Source organism: Pseudoxanthomonas sp. CF125 (assembly GCF_900104085.1).
Taxonomy (GTDB): Bacteria; Pseudomonadota; Gammaproteobacteria; order Xanthomonadales; family Xanthomonadaceae; genus Pseudoxanthomonas_A.
In genome coordinates this window covers 565595-583758 of sequence record NZ_FNLD01000001.1, presented here as the reverse complement: position 1 = coordinate 583758, position 18164 = coordinate 565595, and the positions used below count along the sequence as shown (strand labels likewise).

Annotated in this window: 19 protein-coding genes and 1 other RNA gene; 8 read left to right on the top strand and 12 right to left on the bottom strand. The window is 63.8% G+C overall.

Features of this window, described 5'->3' with window-relative positions:
* Positions 1 to 72: 72 nt before the first annotated feature.
* Complete coding sequence (gene recN, locus BLR66_RS02650) at positions 73 to 1740, top strand: DNA repair protein RecN (RefSeq protein WP_093280078.1); 1668 nt, start codon at positions 73 to 75, stop codon at positions 1738 to 1740.
* 140 nt (positions 1741 to 1880) lie between these two features.
* Here recN and fur read toward each other — a convergent pair whose 3' ends face one another.
* Positions 1881 to 2282 carry a ferric iron uptake transcriptional regulator gene (gene fur, locus BLR66_RS02645; RefSeq protein WP_176943739.1) on the bottom strand — a complete coding sequence of 134 codons (402 nt, stop codon included), beginning with the start codon at positions 2280 to 2282 and terminating at the stop codon, positions 1881 to 1883.
* A 114-nt stretch (positions 2283 to 2396) separates the two neighbouring features.
* On the opposite strand from fur, the gene bamE reads away from it, so the two are divergent.
* Complete coding sequence (bamE, locus tag BLR66_RS02640; RefSeq protein WP_093280076.1) at positions 2397 to 2792, top strand: outer membrane protein assembly factor BamE; 396 nt, start codon at positions 2397 to 2399, stop codon at positions 2790 to 2792.
* A 3-nt stretch (positions 2793 to 2795) separates the two neighbouring features.
* On the opposite strand, the gene BLR66_RS02635 is transcribed toward bamE, so the two are convergent.
* Both BLR66_RS02635 and BLR66_RS02630 read right to left on the bottom strand, forming a co-directional pair.
* On the bottom strand, positions 2796 to 3071 hold the full coding sequence (locus BLR66_RS02635; protein ID WP_093280075.1) for an RnfH family protein: 276 nt from the start codon (positions 3069 to 3071) through the stop codon (positions 2796 to 2798).
* Positions 3071 to 3499 carry a type II toxin-antitoxin system RatA family toxin gene (locus tag BLR66_RS02630; RefSeq protein WP_093280074.1) on the bottom strand — a complete coding sequence of 143 codons (429 nt, stop codon included), beginning with the start codon at positions 3497 to 3499 and terminating at the stop codon, positions 3071 to 3073. Before BLR66_RS02630 ends, BLR66_RS02635 begins: the two co-directional genes overlap by 1 nt.
* 63 nt (positions 3500 to 3562) lie before the next feature.
* Between BLR66_RS02630 and smpB the strand changes: the two genes are divergently transcribed.
* Positions 3563 to 4057, top strand: coding sequence for an SsrA-binding protein SmpB (gene smpB, locus BLR66_RS02625; protein WP_093280073.1), 495 nt, complete (start codon positions 3563 to 3565; stop codon positions 4055 to 4057).
* A gap of 78 nt (positions 4058 to 4135) precedes the next feature.
* Here smpB and BLR66_RS02620 read toward each other — a convergent pair whose 3' ends face one another.
* The gene (locus BLR66_RS02620) at positions 4136 to 6451 is read right to left on the bottom strand and encodes a S8 family peptidase (protein WP_255402370.1); all 2316 of its coding nucleotides are present in this window, start codon (positions 6449 to 6451) and stop codon (positions 4136 to 4138) included.
* Between the two features lie 312 nt (positions 6452 to 6763).
* Between BLR66_RS02620 and ssrA the strand changes: the two genes are divergently transcribed.
* Positions 6764 to 7117: a transfer-messenger RNA gene (gene ssrA / locus BLR66_RS02615) on the top strand.
* A 77-nt stretch (positions 7118 to 7194) separates the two neighbouring features.
* Here ssrA and BLR66_RS02610 read toward each other — a convergent pair.
* Positions 7195 to 8124 carry a LysR substrate-binding domain-containing protein gene (locus tag BLR66_RS02610; RefSeq protein ID WP_093280071.1) on the bottom strand — a complete coding sequence of 310 codons (930 nt, stop codon included), beginning with the start codon at positions 8122 to 8124 and terminating at the stop codon, positions 7195 to 7197.
* A 95-nt stretch (positions 8125 to 8219) separates the two neighbouring features.
* On the opposite strand from BLR66_RS02610, the gene BLR66_RS02605 reads away from it, so the two are divergent.
* The 3 genes from BLR66_RS02605 (at position 8220) to BLR66_RS02595 (ending at position 10560) form a co-directional block, all read left to right on the top strand.
* Positions 8220 to 8855 (top strand): NAD(P)-dependent oxidoreductase, encoded by a 636-nt coding sequence (locus tag BLR66_RS02605; protein WP_093280070.1) that lies wholly within the window; start codon positions 8220 to 8222, stop codon positions 8853 to 8855.
* A 71-nt stretch (positions 8856 to 8926) separates the two neighbouring features.
* Entirely contained in the window at positions 8927 to 9871 is a 945-nt protein-coding gene (locus BLR66_RS02600; RefSeq protein ID WP_093280069.1) for an MBL fold metallo-hydrolase, read from the top strand.
* Positions 9872 to 10002: 131 nt separating this feature from the next.
* Positions 10003 to 10560, top strand: coding sequence for a sugar O-acetyltransferase (locus tag BLR66_RS02595; protein ID WP_093280068.1), 558 nt, complete (start codon positions 10003 to 10005; stop codon positions 10558 to 10560).
* Between the two features lie 51 nt (positions 10561 to 10611).
* Here the strand turns inward: BLR66_RS02595 and BLR66_RS02590 are convergent, their stop codons facing one another.
* The 3 genes from BLR66_RS02590 to alr all read right to left on the bottom strand — a co-directional run bounded on the left by BLR66_RS02590 (position 10612) and on the right by alr (position 14146).
* Positions 10612 to 11289 carry a YiaD family glycine zipper/OmpA-like lipoprotein gene (locus BLR66_RS02590; protein WP_093280067.1) on the bottom strand — a complete coding sequence of 226 codons (678 nt, stop codon included), beginning with the start codon at positions 11287 to 11289 and terminating at the stop codon, positions 10612 to 10614.
* Between the two features lie 121 nt (positions 11290 to 11410).
* Positions 11411 to 12880: a WS/DGAT/MGAT family O-acyltransferase gene (locus tag BLR66_RS02585; protein WP_093280066.1), complete on the bottom strand. Its 1470-nt coding sequence runs from the start codon at positions 12878 to 12880 to the stop codon at positions 11411 to 11413.
* Positions 12881 to 12958: 78 nt separating this feature from the next.
* Positions 12959 to 14146 carry an alanine racemase gene (alr, locus tag BLR66_RS02580; RefSeq protein WP_143014530.1) on the bottom strand — a complete coding sequence of 396 codons (1188 nt, stop codon included), beginning with the start codon at positions 14144 to 14146 and terminating at the stop codon, positions 12959 to 12961.
* A 101-nt stretch (positions 14147 to 14247) separates the two neighbouring features.
* Here alr and BLR66_RS02575 point away from each other — a divergent pair, with 101 nt between their 5' ends.
* Positions 14248 to 15111, top strand: coding sequence for a hypothetical protein (locus BLR66_RS02575; RefSeq protein WP_218119589.1), 864 nt, complete (start codon positions 14248 to 14250; stop codon positions 15109 to 15111).
* A gap of 76 nt (positions 15112 to 15187) precedes the next feature.
* On the opposite strand, the gene BLR66_RS02570 is transcribed toward BLR66_RS02575, so the two are convergent.
* The 4 genes from BLR66_RS02570 to rpsF form a co-directional block, all read right to left on the bottom strand.
* Complete coding sequence (locus BLR66_RS02570) at positions 15188 to 16582, bottom strand: replicative DNA helicase (RefSeq protein ID WP_093284216.1); 1395 nt, start codon at positions 16580 to 16582, stop codon at positions 15188 to 15190.
* Between the two features lie 210 nt (positions 16583 to 16792).
* The gene (gene rplI / locus BLR66_RS02565; RefSeq protein WP_093280063.1) at positions 16793 to 17242 is read right to left on the bottom strand and encodes a 50S ribosomal protein L9; all 450 of its coding nucleotides are present in this window, start codon (positions 17240 to 17242) and stop codon (positions 16793 to 16795) included.
* A 186-nt stretch (positions 17243 to 17428) separates the two neighbouring features.
* Entirely contained in the window at positions 17429 to 17659 is a 231-nt protein-coding gene (gene rpsR, locus BLR66_RS02560; RefSeq protein ID WP_093280062.1) for a 30S ribosomal protein S18, read from the bottom strand.
* Between the two features lie 11 nt (positions 17660 to 17670).
* The gene (gene rpsF / locus BLR66_RS02555; protein WP_093280061.1) at positions 17671 to 18102 is read right to left on the bottom strand and encodes a 30S ribosomal protein S6; all 432 of its coding nucleotides are present in this window, start codon (positions 18100 to 18102) and stop codon (positions 17671 to 17673) included.
* Between the last annotated feature and the right edge of the window lie 62 nt (positions 18103 to 18164).

Sequence of the window (18164 nt, the reverse complement as noted above, 5' to 3'; positions counted from 1 at the left end):
GGGCCCATTGCAAGCTGCGGCGTTCGAGCCCTGTCTCAGACACTGCGCCGCATGCCACTACAATGCGCAGCCATGCTCAGACACCTAGCCCTCAAGGATTTCGCCGTCGTCCGTTCCGCCGAACTGGAGTTCGGCCCGGGCATGACCGTTATTTCGGGTGAAACCGGCGCAGGTAAGTCCTTGCTGGTGGATGCATTGGGTTTTCTTTCCGGCCTGCGCGCCGACAGCGGCGTGGTGCGCCATGGCGCCGAGCGCGCCGAACTTTCCGCCGAGTTCGGCCTCGACGACGCCTCGCCCGCCCTGGCCTGGCTGCGCAGCAACGAACTCGACGAGGGCAAGGACTGCCAGCTGCGCCGGGTGATCCGTGCCGATGGCGGCTCACGCGCCTTCATCAACGGCCGCAGCATCACCCTGGCCCAACTGACCGAACTGGCCGGCCTGCTGGTGGAAATTCATGGCCAGCACGAACATCAGGCGCTGCTGTCGCGCCACAGCCAGTTGGAACTGCTGGACGCCTATGCGCGCAACGAATCCGAACGGGCCGCTGTCCGCAACGCCGCGCAGGCCTGGAGCGCTTTGCTGCACGAGCGCGACGCCCTCTCCCAGCAAGGCGATGTGTCTGATCGCATCAATTACCTCGAGCACCAATTCAAGGAACTGGAGCGCGAAGAGCTGGCCGCGGCGGCGATCGAATCGCTGTCCGCCAACCATCGCCGCCAGGCCAATGCCTCGGGCCTCATCGACGCCTGCAACGCCGCCTTCGCGCGCATGGCGGGCGAGGAAGCACCTTCGGTTTCCAGGCAGTTGCAGCAGACCCGCAGCGAACTGGCGCGCATGGCCGAGCATGAACCGCGTCTTGGCGAAGTCGATGCGCTGCTGGAAAGCGCCAATATCCAACTGGACGAAGCGCTGGTGGTGTTGGACAAGGTGCGCGACGACCTCGACGCCGATCCGGCGCAATTCATGGAGCTGGAACGCAAGCTCACCCGTATCCACGACTTGGCGCGCAAGCACCGGGTCGCGCCTGAGCAGCTTGAGGCCCGCCGCGACGCCATCGCTGCGGAACTGGACGGCCTGCGCGGCGCCGGCGAACGCCTGCTCGGTTTGAATACCGAAATCGCTTCGGCCACCACCGCATGGCGCGATGCCGCCGCGAAACTGAGCAAGACCCGCCACAGATCCGCCGACAAGCTCGCCAAGGCGACTGCGGCGCTGATCGCCGAGCTCGGCATGGGTGGGGGCCGTTTCGAGATCGCGCTGGAAGCCAACGAAACCGAACGCGCCGACCCGCTGGGTGGCGAGCGCGTGGAATTCCTGGTGTCGGCCAATGCCGGCCAGCCCCCGCGCGCGCTGCGCAAAGTGGCCTCGGGCGGCGAACTCTCGCGAATCTCGCTGGCTATCGAAGTGGCGGCGCTGGGGCTGGATGCGGTGCCGACCATGGTCTTCGATGAGGTGGATTCGGGTATCGGCGGTGCGGTTTCGGACATCGTCGGGCAGAAACTCCGTGCGCTGGGCGAGAAACGCCAGGTCCTGTGCGTCACCCATCTGCCGCAAGTCGCAGCGCAGGGCCACGCGCACTACCGCGTCAGCAAAGCGCCCGTGGACGGCATGACCCAGAGCTCGGTGGAATTGCTGCGCGCGAAAGACCGGGAGGAAGAACTCGCCCGCATGCTGGGCGGCGTGGAAGTGAGCAAGGAAGCGCGCGCGGCGGCGAAGCGGCTGTTGAGCGACGTGGCGTAGGGCGGGTTTTAACCCGCCATTGCCATGCATGAACCTCGCCTCGGCAGGTAGCGGAATGGCCGTCGCCGCAGAAGGCGCGGATCGGCTTATTGCCATCGCAATGTGGAAGACGGCAATGGCGGGTTGAAACCCGCCCTACGTCAACGCTTCTTTCTGACGTAAAGCACCAGCGAGTGTTCTTCGATCTCGTAGCCGTGCTGGGCCGCGATCTTCGACTGCAGCGCCTCGATCTCCTCGCTGGAGAATTCGATGACCTTGCCGGTGTCGATGTCGACCATGTGATCGTGGTGCTGGCCGCGGTCCAGTTCATAGACCGCCTGCCCGCCTTCGAAGTTGTGCTTGAGCACCAGGCCCGCGGCCTCGAACTGGGTCAGTACACGGTAAACCGTGGCCAAGCCGATTTCATCGCCGTGGTCCAGCAAATGGCGATAGATGTCCTCGGCGGTCATGTGCCGGGGCTTGCTCTGCTCCAGCAGCTCCAGGATGCGCATCCGGGGATGCGTCACCTTCAGTCCGACTTTGCGTAGATCCTGCGATTCCATGGCCTCTCCGTTCATTGGCGGTTTAGCGCCAGCTGCCTCGAACCGGGTTGCGGCGGTCGTCGGAAGTGTATCATCGCCCGGTCAATTCCCTGTCGAATCGCGGTGCCCTTCCCGATGCGTAAATTCCTGCTGATCGCCGCCGTAACCTTCGCTGTCTCCGGTTGCGGCATCCTGTACAAACAGCCGATCTACCAGGGCAACCTGATCGAGAAGAGCAACGCCGACCAGCTGGCCGTGGGCCAGAGCAAGCAGCAGGTCGTCGCGCTGCTGGGCACGCCCTCCATCGCCGACCCTTTCCATGCGCAGCGCTGGGATTACACCGCCGTAGAGCGCACCAACCGCCGCGGCACCACTGAAATCAAGAACCTGACCGTTTATTTCGAAGGCGACGTGGTTTCGAAGTGGGAAGGCGAATACTTCCCGGAAAACGACGTGCAACTGGCCAAAGACGTGCGCAAGTTCGGTCCGAACCTGGCCAAGGAAAAGAAGAAAGGCGGTTCCCGCCGCTGACCTTCAGCGGCCGCTGGTCTTCAATGTTGTGTTCGACGCGCGCCGCCGGCGTGCGTCCTTGGGATCGATCTGCAACGGCCTCAGCAGTTCTATCCGGTCCCCCTCGCGCAATACGGTCGATGCCTCCGCATTGACGCCGAAGATCGCGTAGCCGTCCACGTTTTCCAACTGCGTCCAGCCCGCCTTCTCCAGGGCCTGCTGCAGCGTGGCGTTTTCTGGCAGGTCCAGCGATACGGCCTGGTGCCGGCGCGGCCACGCCATGATCAGTTCGACCTTCATCATTCGCCCCGGTCGGCGACCCGTACGAAATCGTCCACCATGCGGTCCGCCAGCCCCTGGAATCCCAGTGCGATCGCCGGTCCCAGCAAGCGGTTGTTGGGATCGAATTCCAGCGTCAAGGTGACCTTGCTCGCGCATTCGTCCAGCGCATGGAATTCCCAGCGGCCGTGCAATTTCCGGAAGGGGCCATCGACCAGGTTCATATCGATGCTGTGCGGGCGGTCGAGCGTGTTTTCGGTGGTGAACCAGGTGCTCAAGGCGCCCAGCCCCAGGTCCAGCCGCGCGACCAGCCGGTCGGGTCCCGATTCGATCAGCTCGGCGGCGCTGCACCAGTCGAAGCGCCGCGGGTAGGCGGCCACATCGTTGACCAGCTCGAACATGCGGGCGGTGGAGTGTTCGACCAGGGCGCTGCGGCGGATGGTTTGCATGCGTCGACGGGGTTCTCTGTGGCTGGGCTCGCTTGCACTTCCCCCATCGGCGACAATAGCGCCATGGCGAAGAAACCCGGCAAGGATAAAGCAAACAGCACTGGCACGATTGCGCAGAACAAACGCGCGCGCCACGAATACCACCTCGAGGCGCACTACGAGGCGGGCATGGCGCTGCAGGGCTGGGAAGTGAAGGCCATCCGCGCCGGCCGCGCCAACATCACCGAGGCCTATGCGGTGGTCCGCAAGGGCGAGCTGTTCCTGTTCGGCGCGCAGATTACTCCGCTGATCCAGGCCTCCACCCACGTGGTCGCGGACGACCGCCGCACCCGCAAGCTGCTGCTGCACAAGCGCGAGATCGATGTGCTGATCGGCAAGGTCGAGCGCGACGGCTACACCATCGTGCCCACGTCGCTCTACTGGAAGGGCAACAAGGTCAAGGCCGGCATCTCCCTGGCCAAGGGCAAGCAGACCCACGACAAGCGCGAAGCCAGCAAGGACCGCGACTGGGCGCGCGACAAGCAGCGCGTGATGCGCCGCCACAACCGCGACGCCTGATCTTGTAGGAGCGGGCCCTGCCCGCGACAGGCGTTATCGGTAAAGCGGTCGCGGGCAGGGCCCGCTCCTACAGGTGCATCAGGTGGAGGCCAGCATCTGGATCATGTTGGGAATGCCCTTGCCCTGCATATAGGGATCGCGCCCGATATCGGTGCAGTGATTCAGCACTATCTGTTTGACCCGGTCGGGGAAGCCGATGAACTCTCGCCGTACCGACAGAAAGCCCGCGATCAATCCAGACACATGCGGCGCAGCCATGCTGGTGCCGCTCATCTCCACCATCCAGGTGCTTGGATCCGACGCCTTGAACCCGTAGTGCGCCGAAATGATTTTTTCGCCGGGCGCCACCACATCGGGCTTGTGCCGGCCATCGGCGGTAGGACCCCGCGAGGAAAAATAGGAAACGCCGTAACTGTGCGGATTGCCCTTGTGCACCGAGCCGACCGCGATCGCATCCTCGAGGTTGGCCGGATCGCCGATGGTCATATCCATGTTCGCCGGGTACGACTCGCCGTCGTTCTGCACCAGCCAGGCCAGGCCTTCGTTGCCTGCGGCCAGCACCACCACCACGCCCTGCCGCCACAAGCGCCGCAGCTCGTTGCACAGCGGGGTGAAGCCGCAGCCGTAGCTTTCCGCATCGAAGTATCCACCCAGGCTCAGGTTCATGCCGTGGATGACCAGCTCCCCCGCGTGATCGTTGATGTCGGCGACCTGTTGCACCGCCTTGATGATCCACGAATCGCGACCGTTGCCGTCATCGTCCAGCACCTTGAAGCCGTACAGCTGCGCCAGCGGCGCGATGCCGGCGAAATCCACCTTTTCCTTGCCGTCGCCCGGTACAGGAGCGCTGCATTGCCCCGCGATCACTCCCGCCACATGGGTGCCATGGCCGTTGCGGTCCAGCTTGCTGAAAGCCACGCCGTCGGCGCGCAGCAATTTCCTCGGCTTGCCGCGCACGGTGCAATCCCACTGCGCCGCCACTACGTCGCGCTTGCCCTTCTGGTAGAAATGCGGATGTCCGGCGGCGATGCCGGTATCCAGCACCGCCCAGCCGATCTTCTGCCCCAGCGCGCGGTAAGCCGTTTGCGCGGCGTCGGCCTGGATCACGCTGCGCGATTGGTTCAGCAACGCGCGCTTGCCCGCGTCGCGCCATAGCCGCTTGAAACTCAGGGCCTGGTAGTCGTTGCGCAGCGACTCGATTTCGAAACGGGTCAGCTTGGCCGAAACGAAGCGCTGAAGGTTGTCCTCCAGGTAGATTTCGTCGTCCAGCGCTTCGTTCTTGAGCTTGGTCGTTTCCGAAGCCAGGCCGCGTATGCGCGCGACCAGCGCAGCGCGCGCCGCCTCGCGCCCACCCTCGCCCGCCGGCAGCTTGTCGAGCTCGATCAGCACTTCATGGCGATGCTCGGCGCCGTTGGCTTCCAATTGATCGGATAGATCCTTGATGAGCACGGTGTTGGAAACCGGCTGGTCGAAACCCACGCCCACCACTTCCCGCACTTTGGCGCGCACGTGCAGATTGGAAAGGTAGCCGGAACCGGAATGCGGATTGCGCGGGCTGTCCGTATTGACGTCGGCGCCTTGCAAGTTGGAGAAGCGTTGCCCGGGATTCTCTATGTCGTCGGTCAGATTGCCGTCCAGCGCGACCGGATCCTGGCGGTCGGCGACGTTGTACCAATGGCGCACGCAGGGCGGGAACGGCAGTTTCTTCTTGCCGATCGAGCGCTTGAACATGCTACGGACGCTGGGCAGGCCGAGCGGCGAGCCGATGGTGACGAACAAGGCCACGTCGTATTTGGCCGGGTCGAGTTTGCGCAGCACTTCGTAGGCGATCATCGAACCCTGGCTGTGAGCCACCACCACGAACGGCCCGCCGCCGGATTCCATGCGGTCCAGCAGGCTGCGCTCCATCGCCTCGCGGCGCTTCTTGTCGAAGAAGAAATCGTGCACGTCTTGCAACAAGGCGGCCGAGATCATCTTGAGCAGGATTTCGTTGACTTTATCCAGCAGTCCGCGCTTGCCGGGGCCGCGTTGCGGCGTGCCGGTCGCGCCCATTTCCTCAAGCATGGCGTGCAGCATTTCGCTCTCGGCGGGCGTACCTGCCAGCGCATCGGCCAGTTCGCCCAGGTCGCGGCGGCTGGGCGCAACACCCAGCGCGCTCAACACCCGTTGCTCGGCCTGATTGATAGTGGGGCCCTGGTCGCGGTCGCCGCAGGTACCGGGTTCCGGCGTCGGATAACGATCACGGTTGACCCAGTACGCCAGCCGCGTGCGTTCGCCCATGCCACGTCCGAACAGCGCCTTGTCCCATTGGCAGCGCAGGACCTCGGCGGTCGGCTTGTTGCCGATGCCATGGATGTAGATGACAGTCTTGGCCTCGCCCTGGGCGGCGGCCATGAAATCGGAACGCTGCAAGGCGTCGGACTTGGCGGACTTCGCCGGGGCCGCTTTCCTGGCCTTGGCTGGCGCCTTGTCCTTCTTGGCGGTCGTCTTGCCCGCTGTTGCGACGCCGCGCGACGCCGGGGTCCGTTTGCCGCCTTTCTTTGCCGCCATGATCGATCCTCCGCTCTCCACCGGAAACGCATTCCCGCCGGGCCTGGGGCCGTCGGCGTGGAAAGCGATGAAGCAATGCTAACCAGCGCCTGTCGCAGAAGTTGTGACCCGGGTCCATCGCCCCTACACTGGGGATATCAGCAATGTCTGATTCCCGGGGATGCACTGGCTTCGACGGGGGTTGCGAAATTGCCTGGTGCATGCCGAGGGGGCGACTTTCCTCGTTAATCCAGTAGCAAACTTCTAGTTGCCAACGACGACAACTACGCTCTCGCCGCTTAAGGCGTAAGCCCCGAACCCACTTGTGCCCGTGCTCGTGGATGTAGGGTCATTATCACGGAACCGGCTGTGACGGCTGCCTGTCAGTCACGGCTTAACCAAAACAGGCTGGTCACCGGGTGCGCTTTGCGTGCCGTGCTGCCCGGGGGCGAGATCTAACGGAACGCTAAGCATGTAGTACCGGGGATGGAGTGCCTTCGGACGCGGGTTCGATTCCCGCCATCTCCACCATCTCAAGCGAAAGCCGGAACCGCGAGGTTCCGGCTTTTCGTTTTCCGCCGATCGATAGCGTCGCCGCGCTTGGGTGCCTAGCCCAGCGGCAGAATGGCCGGGAGCTGCGGTTCCCAGTCCGGCGCTTCGCCGAAGCGTTCGCTCAGGAAGTCCAGGAACGAGCGCACCAGGGCCGGCATTTGCCGGCGAGAAGCGTAGACGGCGTAGATGCCCATGGGCGGCACTTCGTAATCCGGCAGTACCGCGACCAGTTCTCCGCTGTGGATGAGTGGCGCCAGCTGGTAGGTCGGCAGCATGGCGATGCCTGCGTCGGCACGTACCGCCTGCAGCAGCACGCTGGCCTCGTTGGCACTGATGCTGCCACCGACGGCCACCGCCACGTCGCGTCCATGGCGCCGCAGCTGCCACAGGCTCTTGCCGACGAAGTGGTGGGTAAGACAGTTGTGCCGAACCAAATCCTCGGGCCGCTGCGGCGTGCCGCGGGCGGCCAGATAGGCCGGTGTGGCGCACAGCAGGGAACGGCAAACCGACAACCGGCGCGCGATCAAGCTGGGATCCAGTTCATGGGTAATGCGGATGGCCAAATCGATGCGTTCTTCGATCAGGTTCACGGTGCGGTCCACCATCAGCATGTCGATCCGTACGCCGGCAAAACGGTCGACGTAATCGGCCACAGCCGTTGCCAGCTGGCTTTGTCCGAACGATGTGCTGCAGGTAATTCGCAATTGCCCGTGCGGCGGCGCATTGGCGCTTTCGCCGACCGCTGCCTGCAGATCCTCGCCCAGTTCCAGCAAGCGGCGGCAACGCTCCAATGCCTGCTCGCCGGCCGAGGTCAGGTTGATGCGCCGGGTGGTGCGATGGAACAGCCGCGCGCCCAGCCAGTCTTCCAGTTCGGCCAGATAACGGGTAACCATCGCCCGCGACATCTCCAGCGCCTCGGCGGCGGCGGTCAAGCTGCCGCGCTCGGCAACTTCGACGAAGACGGTCATGGCGGTCATTCGGTCCATTTGATCGATATACGCAACAAATAAAGTACTTATACGGGGTTTTTCGCGCGATTTCAGCTCATTAAAGTGCCTTCATTCCCACTCTGGAGCGCACCATGAAAATCGCCCTTGTCGCCGCTACCGGCAAAATCGGCCGCCAGATCGCCCAGCAGGCGATCGCCCGCGGCCACGAAGTCACCGCTGTCGTCCGGCGCGATACCGACCTGCCGCCGGAACTGGCTGGCGCCCGTCTGGTTATCGCGCCATTGGACGATCACGATGCGTTGGTCGCGGCTATCCGTGGCAACGACGTGTTGGCCAGCGCCTACGGCCCGGCGCCCGGCGCTGAGGCAACGCTCAGCGAGATTGCCGATGACCTGATCGCCGCGGCGCGCGACGCCGGCATCCGGCGCCTGATCGTCGTCGGCGGCGCGGGCAGCCTGGAACTAGCTCCCGGCGTGCAACTGGTCGACACACCCGATTTCCCGGCGGCTTACAAACCGGTCGCACTTGCCCATCGCGATGCGCTGAAGCGCTACCAGGCCGCCGATGATCTGGACTGGACCTTCTATTCGCCCGCCGCGCATATCGGTCCGGGCGAAAAGCGCGGCGTCTTCCGCAGCCAAGCCAACGCATTCCTGGCGGATGCCGACGGCAACAGCGCCATCAGCTATGCCGATTACGCCGACGCCTTCGTCGGCGAGATCGAGCAACCCAAATATCCGAAGAACATCGCCACTGTCGCGTACTGAACGCGCCGTCGACTCTGTCGCGGCAAGTCAGAACTCGCTCCCATCCTTTTACCGCCCATGAAGGAACGAACATGAAATCGCATGCCCTGCCCCTCGCCTGCACCGCAGCCCTCACCCTGATGCTTGGCGCATGCAATCGCGAAGCGCCTCCCTCCTCCGGTCCGGCAACGGAAGCCGCCACGACCTCGCAGGCCGTCGAACCGGCCGCCCAGCCGTTGACGGTCGAAATCTACAACCCTGGCGAAAAAGCGGTTTTCGCGGTGACTTCGGTGTTGGTCAGCGGCAGGCAGGATGCGATTCTGATCGACGCGCAATTCTCCACTCTCGATGCGCAGAAAGTGGCCGATCTGATCCGGGCTTCGGGCAAGCGCCTGACTACGATCTACATCAGCCATGGCGACCCGGATTACTACTTCGGCCTGGAGACGCTGAAGCAAGCGTTCCCCGATGCGAAGATCCTGGCCACTCCGCAGACCGTCGCCCACATCAAGGAAACCAGCGCAGGCAAGCTGGCCTATTGGGCCCCGATACTCGGCGCCGGCGCACCGAAGCAGGCGGTCGTCCCCGAGCCGTTGCAAGGCAATAGCCTGAGCCTGGAAGGCCGGGAGCTGCAGATCATCGGCCTGGACGGTCCCACCCCGGACCGCAGCTTCGTGTGGATCCCGTCGATCAAGACCGTGGCCGGCGGAATTTCCGTCATGGCGGGCGAACACGTATGGATGGCCGATACGCAGACTCCGCAATCGCATGCCGATTGGCTGGCCACGCTGACCAAGATCGAATCGCTGCAGCCGGCGCGGGTGATTCCAGGCCACTTCGCCTCGGGCGCGCCGCAGGATCTGGAGGCAGTGCGTTTCACCGCCGCTTATATCAAGGCCTACGACGAGGAGGCCGCCAAAGCCAAGAACTCCGCCGGACTGATCGCGGCGATGACGCAGCGCTACCCCAAGCTCGACGCACTGCCCTCGCTGGAATTGAGCGCGAAGGTAAGCAAGGGCGAAATGAAATGGCCGTGAGCGTTGCGTAGGCAGCAATTGCCTGCTCCATGAGCCAGCGACAGGAACGGGCCGCTTTCTTTGCGGCCCGTTCTTTTTCGCGGGAATGCCTCCGTACGCTTAGAATTTAACGACACCGACCGGAGATAACGATGAATCCCCGCTCCGAAATGCAGAAGATGCTGGCCGGCGAACTCTACGACGCAGGCGATGCGGAGATACAGACCGCGCAAGCCGCCGCCAAGCACTGGATGGCGCGCTACAACGCCGCAGCGGACCGGCCTGCCTCGTTCCATCGCGAACTGCTTCGGGAGCGTTTGCCGGCCGTGGGCGATGGCGCGGTCATCCGCCCGCCGTTCCATTGCGACTACGGCTTCAACATCCATCTGGGCGCAGGCGTATTCCTCAACTTCAATTGCGTGATCCTGGATGTCGTGGCGGTGACCATCGGCGCCAGGACCCAGATCGCACCGGGCGTGCAGATACTGACCGCCGACCACCCGCGCGATCCGGAAACCCGGCGCACGGGTCTGGAATTCGGCCGGCCGGTGCATATCGGCGAGAACGTCTGGATTGGGGCCGGCGCGCTGATCCTGCCGGGAGTGACGATCGGCGACGATGCCTTGATCGGCGCCGGCAGCGTAGTGACGCGCGACGTGGCCGCCGGCGCTACCGTGTTCGGCAATCCGGCAAGGGCCAAGCCGCAATAAAAACGGGCCGCTTTCGCGGCCCGTTTCGCCATTACAACCGAACGCCGTGGCTTACGAACGCAGCGGCAACACGCGGATTTCGACGCGGCGGTTCAAGGCGCGGCCCGAATCGGTGTCGTTGCTGGCCACCGGCTGGGTTTCGCCGAAGCCGACGATTTCGAAACGCTCGCGCACCAGCCCCTTGCCGATCAGGTAATTGCCCACCGAATTGGCGCGTTGCACCGACAGGGTCTGGTTGGCCGCATCGCTGCCCACGCTGTCGGTGTGGCCGGACACCTCGACGATGGTCTGGTTGTACTGGGCCAAAGTGCTGGCGACGTTATCGAGCGCCGGGTAGAACTGCGGTTTCAGGTTCGCCTTGCCGAAGTCGAAAGTAACGCCATCGGGCAGATTGAGCTTGATGACATCGCCATCGCGGCTGACCTCGATTCCGGTTCCCGCGGTCTGGCGGCGCAGCTCGGCTTCCTGACGGTCCTGATAGGCGCCGATGGCGCCGCCGGCAAGACCGCCTACGCCCACGCCTACCAGCGCGCGCTGACGCCGTTCGGTCGCGTTGCCGCCGCTCAGCAAGCCGGCCACTGCGCCGATACCGGCGCCGATCAGCGCGGCATTGCGGGTGCGGTTTGGATCGTTGGGGTCGTTGGTCTGCCCGGTGTAGGTAGCGCAGCCACCCAGGGTGAGGGTGGCGATAAGCGCAGCTGCGGTGGCCTTGATTGCGTAGGTCTTCATTCGACTTCTCCTGTCATGAGGGACCGTGTCCCCTGGGTGGTTCAGAGTCGGCAAGCTACCTAGCCTGTGATGTCTGCTGGATAAAGCGGAGTGAAGAAAACGCAAACCGGAGTTGATCCGTTCAGTTTGAGGCGACGGTCAGAGCGGCGGCCGCTTCCGAATCCAGACTCCTGTCCCAGTTGCCCATCAGCGCCAGGTACAGCAATTTCTCGAACTCCGGACCGAAGCGCTGGATTACCGCATCGGGATCGGGCACCAGCTTGGCGTCGGCGATCAAACCGAAATGTACGCGGTTGTTGTAGCTCATGATGGAAATGCCGATGCCGATCGAGCCGGTCTGCGGCACCCAGAACATCATTTCCCGCATTTTGCACCCGCCCAGATACAGCGGCTGCTGCGGGCCGGGAACGTTGGTGGCTACCGCTGTGGCCTTGCGACTGAAAAGCTCCAGCGCAACGCCCTGCACTGCCGTCGGGGCCATGCCAAGCGCGGCAAGAAGTCCAAATGCAACAATGGCTTGCCTTGAATTCTTCAAGTCATTCATACACTGAGCGACGCGTTCCACACGCCGGATCGGATTGTCTTCCCCGACCGGCAGCTCCAGGAATACAAGACCGAAGTGATTGCCCAGTTTCTTGGCGTGCTCCAGCGGCCGCAGGTTCACCGGCACCGTGGCGCGCAAAGTCACTCCTTCCAGATCCTCGCCGCGTTCGATCATGTAACTGCGAAGCGCGCCGGCAGCCGCCGCCATCAACACGTCGTTGACCGTGCAATCGCAGGCGCGGCCGACCGCCTTCACTTCATCCAGATCGAGTGGTTCTGCCCAGGCCACTCGCTTGCTCACGCCCAGCTTGCCGCGAAGCATGGTGGGCGGATCGTCGGACAGCGCCAGCGCCGCCAGCAGCTCGCGGCCGATCTCGCCGCCCTCTTTGGCCAGCATGGTGGCCAGGGTCGGGTCGCGATACATCTCCATGCCTTTGTCCAGCACCTTGCCGCCGATCTTCATGTAGCGGTCGATGGCGCCGACGCGACGTACCACTTCGGCGCCGTCCTGCTTCAACCATGCGGTGCGCAGTTCGCTGCTTTTCTCGGGTTTGCGGGTAGTGTCCGTCAGCGACAGCAACACCTGCACCAGGGCGATGCCGTCGGCGTAGCTGTGGTGGATGCGGGTCACCAACGCCGAACCGCCGCCATATTTCTCAACCAGATGGAACTGCCAAAGCGGTTTCGACTTGTCCAACGGCGTGGACGCCATCTGGCTGACGAAACGCTCGAACGCCTTTTTCTCGGATTTCTTGTCGCTGCGGCCCGGCAACGCGGTCATGCGCACGTGCCAGTCCAGGTCGAAGTGCTCGTCTTCCAGCCACGCCGCGCCGGCGGGCGTGTCCACCGCCTTCTGCAGGAAGCGCGGATAGGCCAGGAAGCGTTTCCGGACCACCTTCTTCAGCGTTTCGAGCGTCATCGGCTCGTCCAGCATCAACACGCCGGTGATCATCATCGGGTTGGTGGGACGTTCCATCCGCAGCCATGCCGTATCGACCCTCGACATGGGTTCCTTGCGCGGCTTGCGCGGCGCTTTCGTCGTTGCCATCGTTTTCTCCTCTCCCGCGCCGAGTGAAGCACGCGGCGGCGAAGGGCGTCAACGCAGGTCGGACCCGGGTGGAAAGCGTTATGCGACGATTGCGCCGCCTGCAAGGTACTCGCGCGATATGCGCTGGTTAAGACCGGTCAGGATTTCGTAGGGAATGGTGCCCGCAGCCTGCGCCACCGCCTCGCAGTCGATCGCCGCATCGCCCTGCCATCCGATCAGCACCACTTCGTCGCCGTTGTAGGCGGTACCGTCCGGGCCGATGTCGACCATGAACTGGTCCATGCAGATGCGGCCGACGATCGGATGGCGCTGCCCACGCACCAGTACCTGCCCGCGCGAGGACAACGCGCGCGGGTAGCCATCGCCGTAACCGATGGGAAGCGTGATCACGCGCGTATCGGCTTCCGCGGTCCAGGTGGCGCCGTAACTCACCGTGCGGCCCGCCTTCACCACTTTGAAATAGACCACGCTGGACACCAGCGACAGCGCCGGTTTCAGCGCCACCGTGGCGCGCGAGGCCGGGTCCGGCATCACTCCGTACAAGGCGATGCCCGGGCGCACCATGTCCAGCCAGGTTTCCGGGAAATGCAGCACACCGCCGGAATTGGCCAGGTGGCGCAGCGGCATCGGCGCGCCGATCCGTTCGAAGTGGGAGCAGGCGGCCAGGAAGCGTTGCAGCTGCTCGGCGGTCATGGCCGAGGAAGGATCGTCGGAACAGGCGAGATGCGAATAGACGCCCTTGACCGTGCACCAGCGCGAAGCCGCCGCCGCCTCGATGAACGCCGCCGCGCTCTCGCTGTGCACGCCGATGCGTTCCATGCCGGTATCGATCTTCAGATGGATCACCGCCTTGCGGCCGATGGACTCGGCGGCTTGCTCCACCTGGCGAAGCTTGTCGATAGAGGAGACGGTCACTTCCAGGTCGTGGATCAGGAACTGGCTTACCTGCGGCGCGTGGATCCCGCCCAGCACCAGGATCGGCACCCGCACTCCGGCCCGACGCAAAGCCAGCCCTTCTTCCACGAAAGCGACGCCCAACTGGGCGATGCCCTGCGCCTCCAGGTGCAGGGCCACCGGCACCAGGCCATGTCCATAGGCATTGGCCTTGACGATGCCCATGACCGGCACGCCGGTGTGGCTGTGTAGCGCTTGCAGGTTATGAGTCAAAGCGCCCAGGTCCACGCGGATGCGCGTAGGACGGTCGCTGGCCTCGGCGCGATGCGGGTTGGCTTGACCGGGCACGGCGGTCGTAGACGGTTCGGACATCGTCAGATTGTAGCCGCCCTGCCCTGACGGCACCGCAGCTGGCCTGCGCCATCGCCGGATTCCGTATCGATAAGGATAGCCACGGCGCTCCAGGACAGATGATGGACACCACGCCCAGCCCGGACAGTTCGGTCTACCGCATCCTTTATTTCGAAGAGATATATCCGAGCCGGGCTGCTGAAGAACAGGCCGAGAAAAGCAAGCTAGCCGCCTTCGGCACGCTGGCCCGGCTCAATCCACTGAATCGTCCGAAACCCGAAACCGTTAAGCTCTCCAAGTGGGAGCTGCGGTACGAACCGTTCTGGCACCTCATCGCGCGCCGCGAGATCGACTACCTGCACGAAGCGGTGTATCCGGTGCAGATCACCAATCCCTATGCGCGCAAGGTCGAGATCGCCGGCAGCGCCTTCGAGATCATTCCCAACAGCGGCAGCAAACCGCGCATCGATGTGCAGCTGCAGGAATTCTGCCACCGCAAGATCGACGCGGTAGTCCACCAGGACGGGCTCAAGCGCGGAATCAAGCCGGTCAAGCTGCAGAGCTACATCGACCGCTACAAGGCCACCGAGCGCACCCAGCTGGACGTGGACGGCACGATCCCGCCGCAACTGCCGTTCAACGCCGCCGTGCAGATCGTGAAGGCAAAACTGGCCGCCGAGCCCATCGACGCGCATTCGATCCAGAGCGACACGGTGGAGTTCACCACCGCGCATCTGTATTTCCGCCCGGTATTCGCTTTCGAATACAACTGGAACAACAAGCTGGGCGTGATCGAGATCGACGGCCTCACCGGCGAGGTGATCGAGAACGGGGAATGGTTCCGCGAGAAGGTGGACATCGTGATGTCGCGGGAGATGATGTTCGAGCTGGGCGCGGAGGTCGCTTCGGCGGTGGTGCCGGGTAGCGGCTATGCGGTGAAGCTGTTGAACAAGGTGACGCAGGAGAAGCCCAAGGCCAACATGTAGGGCGGGCACTGCCCACCGCGGGCGTCCGACGCACATTGGCGGCGGGCAGTGCCCGCTCTACGTTTGCTGCGGAATGCTATTCGAAGCTGCCCACTGCATCGTGGGCCAGGTTGTCGAAGCGCGTGTACTCGCCGAAGAACTTCAGCTTGATCGAGCCGGTGGGGCCGTTACGCTGCTTGCCGATGATCACTTCGGCCAGGCCCTTGTCCGCCGAGTCCTTGTGGTAGTACTCGTCGCGGTAGATGAAGATGATGACGTCGGCGTCCTGCTCGATTGCGCCCGATTCGCGCAGGTCGGCCATCACCGGGCGCTTGTCGGTGCGCGTTTCCAGCGAGCGGTTGAGCTGCGACAGCGCGATTACCGGCACGTTGAGTTCCTTGGCCAGGCCCTTGAGCGAGCGCGAGATCTCGGAGATCTCGGTGGCGCGGTTTTCGCTGTTTCCCGGCACCGCCATCAGCTGCAGGTAGTCGATCACGATCAGGCCCAGGTCGTGTTCGCGCTTGAGCCGGCGCGCCTTCGAACGCAGCACGTCGGGCGATAGCGCCGGCGTGTCGTCGATGAAGATCTTGGTTTCCTTGAGCATGCGGATGGCGCTGGTGACGCGGCTCCAGTCCTCGTCTTCCAACTGGCCGGTGCGCAGGCGGGTAGCGTTGACCCGGCCGTTGGAGGAGATCAGGCGCAAGGCCAGCTGCGAGGCCGACATTTCCATCGAGAACACCGCCACCGCCTTCTTCGACTTGATCGCCGCGTATTCGGCGATGTTCAGCGCCAGCGTGGTTTTGCCCATCGCCGGGCGCGCCGCCAGGATCAACAGGTCGGTAGGCTGCAGGCCCGCGGTCATCTCGTCGAAGTCGTGGTAGCCGGTCGGCAGGCCGGTGATGCTGCCGCCGTTCTCGAAGCGGTTCTGCAGCACTTCGAACGCGTCTTTCAATGCGGTGTTGACCGCGGTGAAATCGGTGCGTCCGCGCGCGCCGGCCTCGGCGATGGCGAACACTTCCTGTTCGGCCTTGGCCAGCAGTTCGGCGCTGTCGCGGCCATCGGGCTGGAAGCCGTCGTTGATGATCGCCGTGCCGACTTCGATCAGCTGCCGCATCACCGCCTTGTCGCGCACGATTTCGGCATAGGCCACGATGTTGGCCGCCGACGGCGTGGTGGTGGCCAGCTCGACCAGATAGGCGCCGCCGGCGACCTGTTCGATCTGCCCCTGCGATTCGAACCACTCGCCCAAAGTCACCGCATCGTAGGGGCGGCTCTTTTCCGCCAGCTCGCTGATGGCGCGGTAGATGAGCTGGTGGTCGCGACGGTAGAAGTCGACGTCGTTGAGTTTGTCGTTGATGCGGTCGTAGGCTTCCGGCGCCAGCATCAGCCCGCCCAGCACCGCCTGCTCGGCCTCGATGGAGTGCGGTGGCACGCGCAGCTGTTCGATGCGCGCATCGTGCTGGTCGTAGCGGAAACCTGGGCGTGCGGACATGGGTGCGGTGGATTCCTGTGCGGTTCTTGCGATGCTGCGGATGCTTGCGTGATCGGCCATCGTAGGTGCTCCGCCTGTGTGCTCGCGATGGCACAACCTGTGGATAAGTACGATTGCCTGATAAACCTTTCGAGTCTCAGGGGCTGCGACCTTCGGAAACGAAACAGGCGCCTTTCGGCGCCTGTCCCGGATGCAGCTTGAAGCAGTGGCTTACGCTTCGGCGATGACGACGACCTTGACGGTCGTCTCGACGTCGGCGTGCAGGTGCACCACCACGTCGTACTCGCCGATGTGGCGGAATGCGCCTTCGCCGAGGATGACTTCGCTCTTCTCCAGCGGGTAGCCAGCCTTGGTGAAGGCTTCGGCGATGTCGCGCGGGCCGACCGAACCGAACAGTTTGCCTTCGGTAGCGGCGTTGGCGCTGATGGTGACGCTGGCGCCTTCCAGCTTGGCACGGCGGCCTTCGGCTTCGTCATGGATCGACTTGGCCTTGGCTTCGTAGTCGGCGCGCTTGGCTTCGAACTCGGCGACGTTGGCGGCGGTGGCCGGCACGGCCTTGCCCTGCGGCACCAGGTAGTTGCGGCCGTAACCCGGCTTCACGTCGACTTTGTCGCCGAGCACGCCCAGGTTGGTCACTTTCTGCAGGAGGATCAGTTGCATGGTATTGCTCCGTATTCGTTAGCGGGATTCATCCCGCAGCGGTGGGCTGTCCGAATGACAGTTCGTCAGAGCCCTCCCCTTCAAGGGGAGGGTTGGGTGGGGATGGTGCTGCCAGTGATCGAATTTTTGCGCCGCGGAGGGGAAAACCATCCCATCCCGGCCTCCCCCTTGAAGGGGAAGGAGAACTCAGTTGTCGTGGCTGTCGGTGTATGGGATCAGCGCCAGGAAACGCGCGCGCTTGACTGCGGTCTGCAACTGGCGCTGGTAACGCGACTTGGTGCCGGTCACGCGGCTGGGGACGATCTTGCCGGTTTCGGTCAGGTACTGGCGCAGGGTGTTGAGATCCTTGTAGTCGATCTCTTTCACGCCTTCGGCGGTGAACTTGCAGAACTTGCGGCGACGGAAGAACTTGGACATGGGGGTGCTCCTTAGGCGGCTTCGGCAGTGTCGGAATCGGTATCGACGGCGGCTTCGACAGCCTCGCCCTCGTCGTCATCGCGACGGCGACGTTCGCCACGCTCGGGCTTGTCGCCCTTCTCGTCCTTGCTCTTCATGATGATCGACATTTCGGTGTCGGCTTCATCGCGCTTCATGATCAGGTGGCGCAGCACCGCATCGTTGAAGCGGAAGCTTTCGGTCAGTTCGGCCAGGATCGCCTGTTCGACTTCGATGTTGAACAGCACGTAGTGGGCTTTGACCAGGTTCTGGATGGGGTAAGCCAGCTGACGGCGGCCCCAGTCTTCCAGGCGGTGGATCTTGCCGCCGCCGTTTTCGACCAGCGTCTTGTAACGCTCGATCATGGCGGGGACTTGCTCGCTCTGGTCGGGGTGGACCAGGAACACGACTTCATAATGACGCATCGTTGTATACCTTTCGGATGATGGCCGGCATCCCTGGTGGAGGCCGACCGGACAGCCCCCCG